This is a genomic window from Mangrovitalea sediminis (genome assembly GCF_002514725.1).
Classification (GTDB): domain Bacteria; phylum Pseudomonadota; class Gammaproteobacteria; order Pseudomonadales; family Oleiphilaceae; genus Mangrovitalea; species Mangrovitalea sediminis.
Window position 1 is genome coordinate 219,014 of sequence record NZ_NTLB01000001.1, and the last position, 15,751, is coordinate 234,764.

Annotated in this window: 14 protein-coding genes; 5 read left to right on the forward strand and 9 right to left on the reverse strand. The window is 60.8% G+C overall.

Annotation, left to right across the window (positions count from 1 at the left end):
- Nucleotides 1–198 precede the first annotated feature (198 nt).
- Genes CLR77_RS01100 through CLR77_RS01110 form a run of 3 tightly spaced genes read left to right on the forward strand, consistent with a single transcriptional unit; the run spans nt 199 to nt 3,360 of the window.
- Nucleotides 199–1,716, forward strand: a complete 1,518-nt coding sequence (locus CLR77_RS01100) for an MDR family MFS transporter (protein WP_158227093.1) — start codon at nt 199–201, stop codon at nt 1,714–1,716.
- Nucleotides 1,717–1,771: 55 nt separating this feature from the next.
- On the forward strand, nt 1,772–2,269 hold the full coding sequence (locus CLR77_RS01105; protein WP_097458749.1) for a MarR family winged helix-turn-helix transcriptional regulator: 498 nt from the start codon (nt 1,772–1,774) through the stop codon (nt 2,267–2,269).
- A complete protein-coding gene (locus CLR77_RS01110) occupies nt 2,266–3,360 on the forward strand; it encodes an HlyD family secretion protein (protein WP_097458750.1) in 1,095 nt (364 codons plus the stop codon). Before CLR77_RS01105 ends, CLR77_RS01110 begins: the two co-directional genes overlap by 4 nt.
- A 10-nt stretch (nt 3,361–3,370) precedes the next feature.
- Here CLR77_RS01110 and CLR77_RS01115 read toward each other — a convergent pair whose 3' ends face one another.
- The 9 genes from CLR77_RS01115 to tkt form a co-directional block, all read right to left on the reverse strand.
- Nucleotides 3,371–3,730, reverse strand: a complete 360-nt coding sequence (locus CLR77_RS01115; protein ID WP_097459631.1) for a translation initiation factor Sui1 — start codon at nt 3,728–3,730, stop codon at nt 3,371–3,373.
- Between the two features lie 41 nt (nt 3,731–3,771).
- Nucleotides 3,772–5,079 (reverse strand): ABC transporter permease, encoded by a 1,308-nt coding sequence (locus CLR77_RS01120; RefSeq protein ID WP_198962631.1) that lies wholly within the window; start codon nt 5,077–5,079, stop codon nt 3,772–3,774.
- A gap of 10 nt (nt 5,080–5,089) precedes the next feature.
- Nucleotides 5,090–6,250, reverse strand: coding sequence for an ABC transporter permease (locus CLR77_RS01125; protein WP_097458752.1), 1,161 nt, complete (start codon nt 6,248–6,250; stop codon nt 5,090–5,092).
- 8 nt (nt 6,251–6,258) lie between these two features.
- Nucleotides 6,259–6,945: an ABC transporter ATP-binding protein gene (locus CLR77_RS01130; RefSeq protein WP_097458753.1), complete on the reverse strand. Its 687-nt coding sequence runs from the start codon at nt 6,943–6,945 to the stop codon at nt 6,259–6,261.
- Entirely contained in the window at nt 6,942–8,171 is a 1,230-nt protein-coding gene (locus tag CLR77_RS01135; protein ID WP_097458754.1) for an efflux RND transporter periplasmic adaptor subunit, read from the reverse strand. Before CLR77_RS01135 ends, CLR77_RS01130 begins: the two co-directional genes overlap by 4 nt.
- 508 nt (nt 8,172–8,679) lie before the next feature.
- A complete protein-coding gene (gene fba / locus CLR77_RS01140; RefSeq protein WP_097458755.1) occupies nt 8,680–9,744 on the reverse strand; it encodes a class II fructose-bisphosphate aldolase in 1,065 nt (354 codons plus the stop codon).
- A 24-nt stretch (nt 9,745–9,768) separates the two neighbouring features.
- Nucleotides 9,769–10,932, reverse strand: a complete 1,164-nt coding sequence (locus CLR77_RS01145; RefSeq protein WP_097458756.1) for a phosphoglycerate kinase — start codon at nt 10,930–10,932, stop codon at nt 9,769–9,771.
- A 69-nt stretch (nt 10,933–11,001) separates the two neighbouring features.
- Nucleotides 11,002–12,030 (reverse strand): type I glyceraldehyde-3-phosphate dehydrogenase, encoded by a 1,029-nt coding sequence (gap, locus tag CLR77_RS01150; protein WP_097458757.1) that lies wholly within the window; start codon nt 12,028–12,030, stop codon nt 11,002–11,004.
- Nucleotides 12,031–12,122: 92 nt separating this feature from the next.
- A complete protein-coding gene (gene tkt, locus CLR77_RS01155) occupies nt 12,123–14,123 on the reverse strand; it encodes a transketolase (protein WP_097458758.1) in 2,001 nt (666 codons plus the stop codon).
- 204 nt (nt 14,124–14,327) lie between these two features.
- Here tkt and CLR77_RS01160 point away from each other — a divergent pair, with 204 nt between their 5' ends.
- Complete coding sequence (locus CLR77_RS01160; protein WP_143269344.1) at nt 14,328–14,624, forward strand: hypothetical protein; 297 nt, start codon at nt 14,328–14,330, stop codon at nt 14,622–14,624.
- Between the two features lie 79 nt (nt 14,625–14,703).
- Nucleotides 14,704–15,705 carry a metalloregulator ArsR/SmtB family transcription factor gene (locus CLR77_RS01165; RefSeq protein ID WP_097458760.1) on the forward strand — a complete coding sequence of 334 codons (1,002 nt, stop codon included), beginning with the start codon at nt 14,704–14,706 and terminating at the stop codon, nt 15,703–15,705.
- Nucleotides 15,706–15,751 lie beyond the last annotated feature (46 nt).

A 15,751-nucleotide genomic window follows, 5' to 3' on the forward strand; every position in this document is an offset into this window, starting at 1 on the left:
ACTTAGCCGCCAACTCCTTTCATCCTAGACTGCCAGCACTGCTGATGCGACATCAACACCACCTTGCTCATGATGTCCGGCCCCCCGTTAATCGCGCGTAATCTTATCTCGCTGGGCGAAAAACCCCGTTTGTGCTAGGGTTTTTAGTTGCAAGCGAATCGGTTGCAAGCAATGCAAAACCAGGAAAGGTCATTCGCGATGGTTGTCGAAAATCAGCGCACCCGTTTCCTGATTACAGCCGTGGTTATGGCAGCGGCGATCCTGCAGATATTGGATACCACTATTGTCACGGTGGCCCTGCCTCACATGCAGGGGCAACTGGGCGCCAACACCGAGCAGATAGGATGGGTGCTGACCAGTTACCTGATTTCATCAGGCATTTTCATGCCCTTGACCGGGTTCCTGACGGACAGGTTGGGACAGAAAAGGTACTTGACCTTCAGTATTACCGGCTTCGTACTGACATCCATGCTCTGCGGGATTGCCGGGAACCTGCAGGAAATCGTCATCTTCCGGCTGCTACAGGGCATTGCCGGAGCCGGACTGGTGCCCACGGCCCAGGCCGTCCTCATCAACATCTATCCCCGCGAAAAGCGCGGCCAGGCGATGGCTATTTTCGGCGTCGGGGCCATGGTGGGACCGATTCTCGGACCGACACTGGGCGGCTACCTGACCGAAGTGCTCACTTGGCGCTGGACCTTCTTTATCAACCTGCCGGTGGGCATCCTGGCGCTGCTCGGCGCCCTGTTCTTCATTCCGGAAACGGACACCCGCGAGCGTCGTATCGACTGGATCGGCTTCAGTTTTCTGGTCCTCGCCGTCGCCTGCATGCAGTACGTCCTGGATCAGGGGCAACAACAGGGTTGGTTCCAGTCCCACACCATTCAGATATTCACCGTTCTCAGTGCCTTCGGCTACCTCTGCCTGATCCTGCGCAACCTGGAAATGGGGCCTCGGGCGATTTTTCACCTCGGCGTGTTCAAGGACCGCAACTTTGCCGTTTCAGTGCTGATCCTGGCCACATTCATGTTCAGCATGTACGGTGCCCTGGCGCTTCAACCGCAGATGCTGGAGTCACTGCTCGGTTATCCGGCCCTCACCACGGGCATTGTGCTGGCCCCGCGAGGGGTGGGCGCCATGGTGTCGATGTTCCTGGCCGGGCGCCTGATCAACAGGGTCGGCGCCAAGCCGCTAATCGTTTGTGGTTTTTTCTGTGTTCTGTTCAGTACCTGGGTCACTACCTGGTACACCCTGCAAATCGATCCCTGGTGGATCATCTGGCCCATCGTCCTGCAGGGATTCGGGCTAGGTATGGTCTTTGTGCCACTGGCAACGGTCTCCTTCGCGACGTTACCAGAGGAATGGTCCGCAGAGGCCGCTGGCGTGCGACAACTGGGCAGAACCATCGGCGCCTCGCTGGGCGTCTCCGTCAGCGGCGCCGTCATGGCACATCAGAGCCAGGTCGCATGGCACCAGTATGGTGGGCACATCACAGCAACATCGGATGCCGTCCGCCAGTATCTGGCACCGCTGCACCTCAGCCCCGACAGCCGAGAGGCCGCTGCGGTGCTGGGACATCTGCTGCGGCTGCAGGCCGATTTCCACGGTCTGCTCAATGCGTTTGAGGTCATGGCGTTGACCGTTGTACTCGGCTTTCCCCTGCTGTTGCTGATCAGCAGGAACGCCGGCAAGGAAGGCCGCGGGAAAGCGGCATAAGGAAACAATGCGGGAATCTGGCTCCCAAAGTCACTTACTGTTTTTTGGATAAGCAATGACCAATAAAAAAATTGATAAAGACCAGGAACAGTTCAGCCAACTCTTAGGCGAAACGGCACGGGCGTGGCGTTTCGAGCTGGACAGGCGACTGCAACCGCTGGGGCTGAGCAAGTCGCAATGGCTGGTGCTGCTGCATGCCGGCGGAAACGGTGGCGATGAACTGACCCAGAAGCAACTGGCCGGGCGCGTGGGCGTTGAAGGGCCCACGCTGGTCGGCCTGCTCGATCGCATGGAGCGGGATCAATGGATCGAACGTCGTTCCTCACCCCACGACCGGCGCAGCAAGACCGTCCACCTCACCGCCAAGGCACTGAATACGCGCCAGAAAATCGAGGAAGTGGCCACCGCGCTACGAAAGGAGTTGCTGGCCGGCATCGACGAGCAGGACATCGACACCTGTAAGCGCGTGCTGACACATATCCGTGACAGCGTTTGCCCCAAAGGTGATCGTGACGAATGCACTGACGGAGGCACCCCGCAGGAGGACGCATGATCCGGACGCTGAAGTGGAGTCTCGTGAGCGTGGCGGCACTCGCTGTCGCCACCGGTGGCTATATCTACTACCGCTACAACGAGCACTACCCCAGCACCAACGATGCCTACCTGCAAGCCAAGGTGGTCAAGGTAACGCCAATGGTCAGCGGGCAGGTAATAGCCCTGCCCGTCAACGATCAGCAGCTGGTGAAACAAGGGCAGCTGCTCTTCCAGATAGACCCCCGCCGCTTCCAGTACCAGGTTCAACAGGCCGAAGCCCAGTTATCCCTGGCCCGACAGCAGGTGGCGGCGGACCAGGCGGCCGTGGCCGCAGCACGGGCGGCGATTGAGGACAGGCAGGCGCGACTGGAAAACGCCCGGCGCCAGTACCAGCGCACCCAAAAGCTCGTTGCCCAAAAGGTGAAACCCCAGTCCGAACTGGATAACGCCCGCGCCACGCTCGATAGCGCCAAGGCGGCGCTCAAGCTGGCCAGGGCCCAACTGCAGCAGGCCGAACAGCAACTCGGCAGCAGCGGCCAACAGAACGAACGCATCCGCAGCGCCCAGGCACAGCTCGACACCGCAAGGCTTGACCTTTCCTATACGCGCCAGACTGCTCCCTGCGACGGACGCCTGGCCAGCCTCGAATTACAGAAAGGAGATCGGGTATCGGCAGGCGCGGCGCAGTTTTCGCTGGTCTGCGAAGACCGTTTCTGGGTCTACGCGAACTTCAAGGAGACCGACCTGACCCGCATTCGCCCCGGACAGGTGGCGACAATCGACGTCGATATGTACCCCAACCACCCCTTTCACGGCATCGTCGAAAGCATCAACCCCGCCAGTGGTACGGCCTTCTCATTACTACCGCCTGAAAATGCGACCGGGAACTGGGTCAAGGTTACCCAGCGGGTGCCCGTACGCATCCTGGTGGTGGACGACAGCCCCGCCTATCCGCTGCGCGTACAAACCAGCACGGAGGTCAGGATCGACACCGGCAGCGCCAGAACACCCTTGGGAAAGCCCCGCGGCGCGGTCCTCAGCGACGCTGAGGCTATGGCGCAGGCCAAGCAGCAGGGCCTGACCCCGGCCGGCACAAGAGCAGGCAACTGACCGTCGGTCGTCAGCCGCCAGCCTTCTTCACCGTCCAGCCCAGCTTGCGCAATTCCTCCAGCAACAGGTCCCGGTGATCCCCCTGGATTTCAATCACGCCGTCCTTGACCGTCCCGCCGGTGCCGCAGCGGGCTTTCAGGGTTTTGGCCAGGGTTTTCAGAGCATCGCCCGTCAACGGAACGCCGGAAATCAGGGTCACCCCTTTCCCTTTGCGTCCCTTGGTTTCCCGGCTGACCCGCACAATGCCGTCACCTGCCGGCACAGTGCTCTCGCCGCAGGAACAGTCAGCCCTTGACCGACCGCAATCCGGGCACATGCGGCCAAACTCTGTCGAGTAGACCAAACCACCGTTTTCTCGCTTCTTGCTCATAAATGGCTGACCTTGGAAATATGCAAAAGGTTGCTCGGCCGTCACAGCTCCCTCAGAGCCGTCGTGACTGGAATCCGCGCCGCCCGGAGTGCCGGGAACAGGCCACCGACAAAGCCGATCGCCAGCGCCCACTGCACGCCCCTCAGTAACAGTGACGGCCCGACCTGGAACTGGAAGACGACCTGGCTGAAATTAGAGCCCAACGTGGACACCGTATAACCGTTGAACACCGCATACGCGACCAGGGCGCCAAGCAGGCCACCCGCCAGCGCCAGCAGCAGCGTCTCCAACAGAACCGAAACCAGTACAGGCCCACCGGTAAAGCCCAGGGCCCGGAGCGTGGCGATTTCCCGCGCCCGCGCCGAAATGGCGGCATACATCGTATTGAGCGCACCGAAAACGGCACCGATGGCCATGATGATGGCGACGCCGGTTCCGAGAATGCGGATCACCCGGGTCAGGCGCTCGGACTGCCTATTGTAGTAATCCCGTGTGGTGCTGACATCCACCCGCAAACGGGGATCGGCGGCGACGGCGGCCTTGAATCGGTCAAACGCATCAGGCCCGGTCAGGCGGGCGGTCACCGACTGGAAACCGGAGCGCCGGTAGGCAGCGGCCACCGATTCGGCATCGCCCCAGAGTTCCGAATTGTGGGCATCGCCCGAGTCGAAGATACCGACCACCTTCCAGCGCTGGTTATTGAGACGAACCGTCGAACCGATACCCAGCCCGGCGAATTGCGCTTCGGCACCTTTGCCGACGTCCAGTTCACGCAATCCCGGCCGAAAGTGCCGACCGGCAATCAGCTGTGCATTGGGCCGAAGCTGCCAGACTTCAGGCCCCACACCCCGCACCTCCACATTGGCGTCGCTACCGGTCGAGCGCTTCGGCAGGTTCGCCACCACAACCACTTCCGCAGACACAATGGGCGTGTTGTCGGCGTCCCGCAAAACGCCCGGCATCTGGGCCAGCAAACGGGTCGTGGCACGATCCAGTCCCGAGGACAGTTCCGCATTGGCACCGGCCCGCAGCACGATGGCGGTGTCGCTACGCCCGGCATCCCGCAGCGTCGCCTGAAAGCCCTCCGCCATGGCCAATAACGCAACCAGCACGCCGACCACCCCGGCAATCCCGACCACTATTACCGAGGTGGCGCCCAGTCGCTGCGGCAGCGTCAGCAGACTGGTCCAGGTAATCGCTATCGTCTGGTGCCCTGAACGGGTTCCGACCAGCCATCCCGAGAGGACCACCGCCAGTACCAGAAACAGCCAGGGAAACCGCATCCAGGCTGCCAGTACGATTAATACCAGCAACAACAGCCCCAGGCCCCGTAATATGCTGAATAGCAACGACATCACCCTAGCGCCCCGCCAGTGCATCGACGATCTTCAGGCGCATGGCCCGCCAGGCTGGCGGCAGCCCCACCAGTATGCCGATCAGCAACATCAGCAATAGCCCCAGCAACCAGGTGCGATCCGTCATGGGCAGGTCGAACTGACCGCCGCTGGCCGCCGCAATCACCGGCAGGATCGTCCGCGCCGCGACCAGTCCACCGGCACCACCGATCAACAGCACCAACACCGACTCCGCCAGGACAATACGCAAGACTGCGCCGTTGCTGAACCCGAGCGTCTTCATGACGGCCAGCTCCGGAATGCGGTCGCGGAAGGCCTGCGCCATGGTATTGCCCGTCAACAGCACCAGGGTGAAGAAGACCGCCCCCATGATCGCCGACACGATCAGGCCGATGTCGCCGATCTGTTTGGCGAACGATAACTGAAACTGACGCTCGCTTTCGGTTTTGGTTTCGTTCGACGAATTGGCGAACAGGTGATCGATGGTCTGGGCCATCTGGTCGGCATGTGCCGGATCGGCAATCTTGACGATATACCACCCCACCGTGCCCTGCCCAAATTGACGAGCCTCGTCGAAATAGTCGTAGTGAAAGAACATCTGCTGCTCCAGGCCGCGCAACTCGGGCTGGGCCGTGTGGTAGATGCCGACGAGGTCGAAGGTCCAAAGGTTGCTGCCGTCCTTCTTGGGAAAGATGGTCGCCTTGAGCGGGATCTTATCGCCGATCTTCCAGCCGAAACGGTCAGCCAGGGTCTGCCCGACGATAGCGCCGGTGCGCGTTTTCAGGAAGGCGGCTTTCTGCGCGGCCGGCATCACCAGCTCAGGATGGGTATCGAGAAAGCTTTTGGCGCTGACGGCCATATTCGCGAAAAAATTCTTGGGGTCCTGATAGACGCCGCCGAACCAATTGGCGTAGGCCACTTCCTTCACCCCCGGCAAGAGGCGAATACGATTGTAATCGGCATAGGGCAAAGGCTGGATGATGGAGAAGCGGGACGCGACAATCAGGCGATCGATGCCGGCGACATTATCCGGTGCGTTGAAGGCCACCCTGACGGCATCGAGCAGTCCGAACAGGGCGAAGGCAGCCACCACGGACAGCAATGTCAGGAGGGTTCGCGTTTTCTTACGCAGCAATCCGGCCAGAATCAGGGGAAAGTATTTCACGACACACCTCAGGCCGACGCGGTCTCGACCAACGTGCCTTTATCCAGGTGCAGCACGCGTTTGGCGTACTCTGCCGCCTTGGGATCGTGGGTGACCATGATCATGGTCTTGCCATACTGCCGGTTGAGTTTTTGCAGCAAGCCCAGCACCTCTTCCGCCGATTGACGGTCCAGGTCTCCCGTCGGCTCGTCACAGACCAGCAAGGTCGGATCGGCCACAATGGCACGGGCAATCGCCACCCGTTGCTGCTGACCGCCGGACAGCTCGCCCGGCTTATGGGAAACGCGATCCGCCAATCCCACCAGCTGCAACGCAATCCCGGCATTACGCCGACGCTGGGCCGCACTCAGGCGGGTCAGCAACAGCGGCAATTCCACGTTCTTCTGCGCCGACAGCATCGGCAGCAGGTTGTAGAACTGGAAGATATAGCCCACGTGGGCAGCACGCCAGCGGGCCAGCGCCGTGGCCGAAAGATTATCGATCCGGCGACCAGCCACCGAGAGGGTACCGTCCGTAGGCGTATCGATACCGGCTATCATATTGAGCAAGGTGGTTTTGCCGGAACCGGACGGTCCCATCAAGGCAAGGAAATCGCCTTCCTCGATATCCAGGTCGACGTGGTGCAGCACCTCCACCTTCTGTGCACCGCGTTCATACACCTTGCTGACGCCACGGATTTCCACCAAAGCCGTCATGGGGTCGCGGTCTCCGCCTTGACCCGCGTCCCGTCACCCAACTGGACAGGAGGATCACGCACGATACGGTCGCCGACCGCCAGCCCCTGACTGATCAGGCGCAAATCCCCATAACTTTGCCCGGCGGTAACCGGTAGCCGGTGGGCTACGCCATCCTGCACGCGGAAGACGACATTACGACCGTCACGCTCCACCACCGCACTGCTCGGGACCAGAACGCCCTTGATCGGCCGCGCCTTCTGATCGGCCTTATCTTCAAAGAAGGAAACCCGCACGCCCATATCCGGCACGATACGCGGGTCCTTCACCTGGAAGCCGATGCGAACCCGTACCGTGGCCTTGCTGCGATCAGCCGCGGGAATGATGGCGATAACCTGAGCAGGAATCTTCCAGTCCGGATAGGCATCGAGCACCGCTGTCACCGGCTGCCCCGGCTTGACCCGGTTAATGTAGGACTCGTTGACATCCACCTCGATTTCCAGCGAGTCCATGTCGACGATGGTGCCGATCCCGGTCCGCGTATAACCGCCCCCGGCGGAGATGGGTGACACGATTTCGCCGGGCTGTGCGGCCTTGGCGATGATCACGCCGGAAAACGGTGCGCGAATGATGGTGTTATCGACATTGACCTGAGCGACATTGACCTGGGCCTGCGCCACCAGGATCTGTTTACGCTGAGCGGCCATCTGCGCCTGCAGGGTGAGCATGCGGGTGCGGGCGTCTTCCAGCGTCTGCTCCGACGACAGCCCCTTGGTATTGAGTGACTGCTGCCGGCTGAGATCCCGCCGGGCCTGGTCCAGTTGCGTCTGCAACTCCCCCAACTGAGACTGCGCCGCACCCAACTGAGCCTGCGCCAGCCGTAGCTGAGCCTTCTCGTCCGCCCCCTCCAGGCGGGCCAGCACCTGCCCGGCCTTGACCCGGTCCCCCTCTTCGATCAGGACTTCGGACAGCTTACCGGTGATTTTGGACGACACCGTCGCCTCAAGGCGCGCCGTCACATAGCCGGTGGCATCCAGTACCGGCACCTGATTGTCCGCCCGGGGCGGCGGCTCGACCGTCGCCAGCCGCACCGGCAAGGCACGCCCCTGCAACGCAAAAAACACGGCGCCGACGCCAACCGCAACGACAAGCAGGAGTATGGCCAGCCAGCGCCACGGGCGTCGGGTACCACCTTCGCGCTGGCCGGGATCGATTCGAAGCTGGGAAAGGAGATCGTCGTCGCTCATGGTGTTTTTTTAGGTGATAGGTGCGGGGAAATGAACCCAAAGTTGGTGCGTAGTATACGGCGAGATGACTGACAGGCACAGGCACTGCCATGCCGGGGTTAACAGCCAGGGAAAGAAGCCATCTCTCGGATTTGTCGCTTCAATTGGGACGGGAGTGTCCCCACGCCTTCCACAGATACCGGATCCCCTCACGAATCGACCTTCTCGCAGGCGCCATGGTTCAGTTTGCGGAGAGGGTTGTGGTGGCCAGTGAGATGGAGGGATCTCCTTCTGATTAGCGTGCTTACGATTCACTTACGTTCGAGTTGCATACTCGGAAAGATAATGACGCCTTGGCACGCCCCTGCGGCAGACCTCGCCACCCCGACCCAGGAATGCTTCGTCCACAACGAAAAAGGCCGGTGTTTCCACCGGCCTTTCATTTTTCATATATTCATCGACAAAGCCATACGACACAGATCTACCCGCACAGCCCTCCCGATCACCCGTCCATGAGGACGCGACAGGCTTATTTCACTTTCGGGTCCAGCTCACCCGAGGCATAACGCTCGAACATCGCCTCCAGCGAGATCGGTTTGATCTTGCTGGCGTTGCCGGCGGTGCCGAAGGCTTCGTAGCGGGCGATACAGATTTCACGCATCGCGGTGACAGTTTCCTTGAGGAATTTGCGCGGGTCGAATTCGGCCGGGTTTTCGGCCAGGAAGCGACGCACAGCCCCGGTGGATGCCAGGCGCAGGTCGGTGTCGATATTGACCTTGCGCACGCCGTGCTTGATGCCCTCGACGATTTCCTCGACCGGAACACCGTAGGTTTCCGGGATTTCGCCGCCGAACTGGTTGATCACCTTGAGCCACTCCTGGGGCACCGAGGAAGAGCCGTGCATGACCAGGTGGGTGTCCGGAATCCGTTCGTGGATCGCCTTGATACGGTCGATGGCGAGGATGTCGCCAGTAGGCGGACGGGTGAACTTATAGGCGCCGTGGCTGGTGCCGATGGCGATCGCCAGGGCATCGACATGGGTCGCCTTGACGAAGTGGGCGGCTTCTTCCGGATCGGTCAGCAACTGGCTGTGGTCCAGAACGCCTTCCGCACCGATACCATCCTCTTCGCCGGCCTGCCCCGTTTCCAGGGAACCCAGGCAACCAAGCTCGCCTTCCACCGAAACGCCACAGGCATGGGCCATTTCGACGGTGGAGCGGGTGACACGGACGTTGTAGCCATAGTCCGTCGGCGTCTTGCCGTCTTCACCCAGGGAGCCGTCCATCATCACCGAGCTGAAGCCCAGTTGGATGGAACGCTGGCAGACAGAGGGGCTGGTGCCGTGATCCTGGTGCATCACCACCGGGATATGCGGAAACTCCTCGACTGCCGCCAGAATCAGGTGGCGCAGGAAGGGAGCACCGGCGTATTTACGGGCGCCGGCAGACGCCTGGACGATCACCGGGCTATCGGTCTTGTCCGCCGCTTCCATGATGGCGCGCATCTGTTCCAGGTTGTTCACGTTGAATGCCGGCACGCCGTAGCCGTACTCGGCGGCATGGTCCAGCATTTGTCGCATTGAAATCAGGGCCATGAGGGTCTCCTTTTAAGAATTCATTCAGGCGCTACCGCGCGCTTCCAGCATCTGTACCGCGGGCAGTACCTTACCCTCGACAAATTCGAGGAAGGCACCGCCACCCGTGGAAATGTAGGAAATCCGGTCTGCAACACCGTATTTGTCGACAGCGGCCACCGTGTCGCCGCCACCGGCCAGGGAGAAAGCGGAGCTACCCGCAATCGCCTCGGCCAGCGCTTTGGTGCCGTTGCCGAACTGATCAAACTCGAACACGCCGACCGGACCGTTCCAGAGAATGGTCTTGGCGGACTTGAGCATGTCGGCAAACTGTTGTGCCGTCTGCGGGCCGATATCCAGGATCATGTCATCTTCGGCCACATCGTCAATGGATTTTGTCGTGGCTTCAGCATCCTCGGCGAAGGCTTTGGACACAACCACGTCGACCGGCAACGGAATGTTGACCTTGGCGGCCACCTCGCGAGCGGTGTCGAGCAGGTCGTGTTCACACAGGGATTTGCCGACCTTGTGCCCCGCCGCCGCCAGGAAGGTATTGGCAATGCCGCCACCGACGATCAGCTGGTCGCAAATCTGCGACAGTGCATTCAGCACATCCAGTTTGGTCGACACCTTGGAACCGCCGACGATGGCGACAACCGGCTTGGCCGGGTTATCGAGTGCCTTGCCCAGCGCTTCCAGCTCGGCCGCCAGCAGGGGACCGGCACAGGCGACCGGGGCAAAGCGGCCAACGCCATGCGTCGACGCCTGCGCGCGGTGCGCCGTGCCGAAGGCGTCCATCACATAGATATCACAGAGCGCAGCATACTGACGCGACAGACTCTCGTCGTCCTTTTTCTCGCCCTTGTTGAAGCGGACATTTTCAAACAGGACAACTTCACCCTCGGCCACATCGACACCGCCGAGGTAATCCTTGACCAGTCGTACCGGCTTGCCCAGCAATGTGGACAGGTGTTCCGCCACCGGCTTGAGCGAGGACGCCTCATCGTAGACGCCTTCTTCCGGCCGTCCCAGGTGGGACATCAGCATGACGCGGGCGCCCGCTTCCATCGCCTGACGGATAGTCGGCAAGGACGCCTGGATACGGGCGTCGCTGGTTACTTTGCCATCCTTCACGGGCACGTTGAGATCCTCGCGGATCAGCACGCGCTGGCCGGCCAGGTCGAGATCAGTCATCTTGAGAATTGGCATCTTCGTATCCTTGAATCACTTATCGAGTTGAATACTTGTCATGCTGGCGGGATGGGCGGCCGGCAAGGTTCAGCCCTTGTCGCCAGCCGCGGTCAACCAGGCATGGCTGACATCCAGCATGCGGTTTGCGAAACCCCACTCGTTGTCGAACCAGCACAGGACTTTCACCATGCGTCGCCCGCTCACACGGGTATGACCGCCATCGACAACGACCGAATGGGCGTCGTGATTGAAATCGCTGCTTGCCAACGGCTCATCGGTAAAGCCGATGATGCGGCCGAGCGAACCTTTCGAGGCCTGTCGCAGTATGGCGTTGACCTCCTCCACGCTGGTATCCCGTCCAACATTCACCGTCATGTCGATAGCCGACACATTGATGGTCGGCACACGCATCGCCACCGAACTGAAACGGCCACTCATTTCCGGCAACAGGCGTTCTATACCGCGGGCCAGGCCGGTGTCGACCGGCACGATATTGTGCAAGGCGCTGCGGGTGCGCCGCAGGTCGTGGTGGTGATAGGCGTCGATAACGGGTTGGTCGTTCATGGCGGCATGGATGGTGGTTGTCGTGCCCTGTTCGACCCCCAGGCTTTCATGCAGCAGCTTGATCACCGGCACGATGCAGTTGGTGGTGCAGGAGGCGTTGGAGACGATCAGGTCATCCGCACTCAGGCTGTCCTCGTTGATACCAAAGACGATGGTGCGATCCACATCGGCTTCCGCCGGCTGCGAGAACAAGAGGCGGCGGGCTCCGGCTTCCAGATGTACTTCGGCGGTGCGGCGATCGCTGAAGGCGCCCGTACATTCGAGTACCAGGTCGACGTCCAGGTGTTGCCAGGGCAGTTCCCGCGGATCGCTGCGGCGAAGCACCTGAATCCGGTCGCCATTGACCACCATATGGGTGTCTTCGGTCTCCACCTGGCCGCGGAAGCGACCATGCGTCGTGTCATAGCGGGTCAGGTAAGCAATGGTGTCGAGGTCGGACAATTCGTTGATCGCCACCACCTGCAGCGACTCCCGGTAGCCGTTCTCGTAAAGCGCCCGCAGCACACTCTGCCCTATCCGACCGTACCCGTTGATTGCCAGCCTATACGCCATTTTTGCCACTCGTGAGACCTGCCACCTGTGTTCCGTCACTGAGACCTGCTACCAGAGCCAGGCAGCGGGCACATAGCGCCCGCCCCAAGCCATCAGTCCGACAGCATGTCTTCAGCCACTGCGACAATGTTATCCACAGTAAACCCGAATTCCTTGAACAGCAGACCGGCCGGGGCCGACTCGCCAAAGCTGGACATGCCCACCACGCGGCCATCGAGACCGACATACTTGTACCAGTAATCCTCAATACCGGCTTCGATGGCAATCCGGTTCGTCACATCCAGCGGCAGGACGTGCTGCCGGTAGTGAGCGCTTTGCGCATCGAACACATCGGTGGACGGCAGCGATACGACGCGGACACTGTGCCCCTTCTCACGCAGCACGGCGGCTGACTCCTGGGCCAGGGCCACTTCGGAGCCCGTCGCCATCAGGATCAGGTCCGGCTGGCCGTCGCTGTCCGACAGGATGTAGCCGCCACGGGCGATCTCCGCCACCTGGGCAGGCGTTCGCGCCTGATGGGGCAGGTTCTGACGGGAGAAGATCAGGGAGGTGGGGCCATCCTGACGTTCGATGGCCGCCTTCCAGGCGACAGCCGACTCGACAGTATCGCAGGGACGCCAGAGACTCATATTAGGTGTCAGGCGCAATGCCGCCATCTGCTCCACCGGCTGGTGGGTGGGGCCGTCTTCGCCGAGGCCGATGGAGTCGTGGGTATAGACGAACAGGGTACGCTGCTTCATCAGCGCCGCCATACGCACGGCGTTACGCGCGTATTCCATGAACATCAGGAAGGTGGCGCCGTAGGGGACAAATCCGCCATGCAGTGCGATACCGTTCATGATGGCGCTCATGCCAAATTCGCGAACGCCGTAGAACAGGTAGTTGCCGCTGGCATCTCCCGCGCTGACACCTTTGCTGTCTTGCCACAGGGTCAGGTTGGAACCGGCCAGATCGGCAGAACCGCCCAGCAGTTCAGGCAGCAATGGACCGAAGGCGTTCAGGGTATTTTGGGAAGCCTTGCGGCTGGCGATGGTTTCGCCCTTTTCCTGACAAGCCTGGATATAGGCCGTCGCCTTCTCGCTGAAATCGGCAGGCAACTCACCGGACAGGCGGCGCTTCAGTTCGGCGGCCAGCTCCGGGTAGGCGTTGGCGTAGGCGTCGAACGCCACATTCCAGGCTTCCTCGCGCGCCATGCCTTTACTGCCGGCGTTCCAGCCCTGATAGATCTCCTCGGGAATCTCGAACGGCCCATAATTCCAGCCCAGGTTCTTGCGGGTGGCCTGGATTTCGTCTTCGCCCAGTGCCGCACCGTGACAGCTTTCGGTGCCCTGCTTGTTGGGCGAGCCGAAACCGATGATGGTCTTGCAGCAGATCAGCGTGGGTTGATCCGCGTTGAGGCGGGCCGCCTGGATGGCGCGATGGATTTCCTCGCTGTTGTGACCGTCGACATCCGGGATCACATGCCAGCCATAGGACTCGAAGCGCTTGGGCGTATCGTCGGTGAACCAGCCCTCGACCTCGCCGTCGATGGAGATGCCATTGTCGTCGTAGAAGAAGACCAGCTTGCCCAGCCCCAGGGTGCCGGCCAGGGAGCAGACCTCATGGGAAATCCCCTCCATCATGCAGCCGTCGCCCAGGAAGGCATAGGTGAAGTGGTCGACGACATTGTGACCGTCACGATTGAACTGTGCGGCCAGCACCTTTTCCGCAATCGCCATGCCCACGGCGTTGGCGATGCCCTGCCCCAGCGGACCGGTGGTGGTTTCGACGCCCGGCGCATAACCATACTCCGGATGGCCCGGTGTCTTCGAGTGCAACTGACGGAACTGCTTGATGTCCTCAATGGACAGGTCGTAGCCGGTCAGGTGCAGCAACGAATACAGCAGCATGGAGCCGTGCCCGTTGGAGAGTACAAAGCGGTCGCGGTTGGGCCACTTTGGGTTTGCGGGGTTGTGTTGGAGGAAATCGTTCCACAGCACCTCCGCGATATCGGCCATACCCATCGGCGCTCCGGGGTGTCCTGAGTTGGCCTTCTGGACAGCGTCCATACTCAAGGCACGAATGGCGTTAGCAAGGTCTTTGCGCGAGGGCATCAGGCAGTCTCCAGCGAATCTATGCGTTTGGCGGCCGGCACAGCGGGCTATTTGGCCGGCGAACCGATAAAAAGAAGGGCGCTATTTTCGCCGATTCGGGGGTACGGGGGCAAATAACATCCAGCAAGAAGGGAACAAAGTTTGTAACGGAGACTAAAGAAGACGGAATTGCAGTGTTTTACCAACGACATAGGCGCCGATCCGGTGGCCGGCAGAAGACCCCGGCAGGTCTGCAAGGACCTCAGCCAACCCCGCCTCGACCTCATGCCGAAAGGCCGTGGCAATGCAGTCCAGGGCTGCGTCCTGGCCGACAATCCGCCACTAACGATCCGTCCCGCCTATCTGGTGCTATCCACCAAGCCGTCGTTCAAGCCGCTCAAGCAGCAGTTCGACCGCGTTCTATGGCAAATCCTGGTCGACGGCACCTACCGAAAACTCTGTCAGCACTATCTGCCGAAGTGCGGCACGCCTGACGTAGCGCAAGCCGCCAAAGCCCACTGACACAATACCGTCACATCTATATCAAAACTTTTTGATATTGATATTGACCCCACATCGAAAGCTTTCTACACTGCGCAGCATGAGCAATCTGGCTGAGTTCCAACCCGTCGATACCACCCCGTATGCGGATCTCGCGACACTCCTCAAAGCGAGCGGAGACCCGTTGCGCCTGGAGATCCTTCGCGTACTGCAGCGGGATACCTTCGGGGTGCTGGAATTGAGCCAGATGTTCGACATGCGCCAATCCGGCATGAGCCACCACCTCAAGGTATTGAGCCGGGCCGGGCTGGTTGAGCCGCAACGGGAAGGCAATGCGATCTTTTATCGGCGGCCCCTGCAGGAAATCGGCGACGGACTGCTGGCTGACGTCATTCGCCAGATTTTCGATGCTGTCGACCGGTTAAGCCTGCCGCCAGCGCGCCAGGCACGCATCCTGGAAATTCGGCGACAGCGCTCGGAGCAGTCCAGGGCCTTTTTCGCCCGTTTCGCCGAACAGTTCCGCGAACAACAGGAACTGATTGCCGAATATGCGTTCTATGCCGAACCGGTGAACGAATTGCTGCGTAAACGTTTCGACGAATCGCCCTGCCAGGCCATTCTCGAAATCGGGCCCGGTGAAGGGGCTTTTCTGTCCAGTCTGGCTTCGCTCGGCGAAAACGTGATTGCCGTCGATAATTCGGCGGAAATGCTGGAGCAGGCGCGGGAGCGCAGGACGGAAGCCCAACTGCACAATGTGGAGCTGGTGCTGGGCGAGACCGGAGACATCCTTGAGCGGGGCGATCAATTCGACCTGATCGTGGCCAACATGGTGCTGCACCATGTGCCCAGTCCTGCGGATATCTTCCTGGACAGCGCCGCCCTGTTGAAAGAAAACGGTTATCTGATTGTCAGCGATCTATGCAGTCATGATCAGGACTGGGTACGCGACAACTGTGGCGATCTCTGGCTCGGCTTCGAGCCGGAAGAGTTAACCGCCTGGGCTGCCGATGCAGGCCTGGTCGCCGGAGAAACACTGTTCATCGGACTGCGCAACGGGTTTCAGGTGCAGGTCCGGGAATTCAGGAAGGGAGATGGCGGCTAGCCGTTGTTACGCCAGCGTCTCCGACGGTAGTGTGAACTTTTGTTAA

What these genes read in the sequence shown, in the direction of transcription:
- CLR77_RS01135 (WP_097458754.1), bottom strand. Translation starts at nt 8,171, where the DNA reads ATGAGCGACGACGATCTCCTTTCCCAGCTTCGAATCGATCCCGGCCAG.
- CLR77_RS01165 (WP_097458760.1), top strand. Translation starts at nt 14,704, where the DNA reads ATGAGCAATCTGGCTGAGTTCCAACCCGTCGATACCACCCCGTATGCG.
- CLR77_RS01110 (WP_097458750.1), top strand. Translation starts at nt 2,266, where the DNA reads ATGATCCGGACGCTGAAGTGGAGTCTCGTGAGCGTGGCGGCACTCGCT.
- CLR77_RS01130 (WP_097458753.1), bottom strand. Translation starts at nt 6,945, where the DNA reads ATGACGGCTTTGGTGGAAATCCGTGGCGTCAGCAAGGTGTATGAACGC.
- tkt (WP_097458758.1), bottom strand. Translation starts at nt 14,123, where the DNA reads ATGCCCTCGCGCAAAGACCTTGCTAACGCCATTCGTGCCTTGAGTATG.
- CLR77_RS01105 (WP_097458749.1), top strand. Translation starts at nt 1,772, where the DNA reads ATGACCAATAAAAAAATTGATAAAGACCAGGAACAGTTCAGCCAACTC.
- CLR77_RS01100 (WP_158227093.1), top strand. Translation starts at nt 199, where the DNA reads ATGGTTGTCGAAAATCAGCGCACCCGTTTCCTGATTACAGCCGTGGTT.
- gap (WP_097458757.1), bottom strand. Translation starts at nt 12,030, where the DNA reads ATGGCGTATAGGCTGGCAATCAACGGGTACGGTCGGATAGGGCAGAGT.
- CLR77_RS01145 (WP_097458756.1), bottom strand. Translation starts at nt 10,932, where the DNA reads ATGCCAATTCTCAAGATGACTGATCTCGACCTGGCCGGCCAGCGCGTG.
- fba (WP_097458755.1), bottom strand. Translation starts at nt 9,744, where the DNA reads ATGGCCCTGATTTCAATGCGACAAATGCTGGACCATGCCGCCGAGTAC.
- CLR77_RS01115 (WP_097459631.1), bottom strand. Translation starts at nt 3,730, where the DNA reads ATGAGCAAGAAGCGAGAAAACGGTGGTTTGGTCTACTCGACAGAGTTT.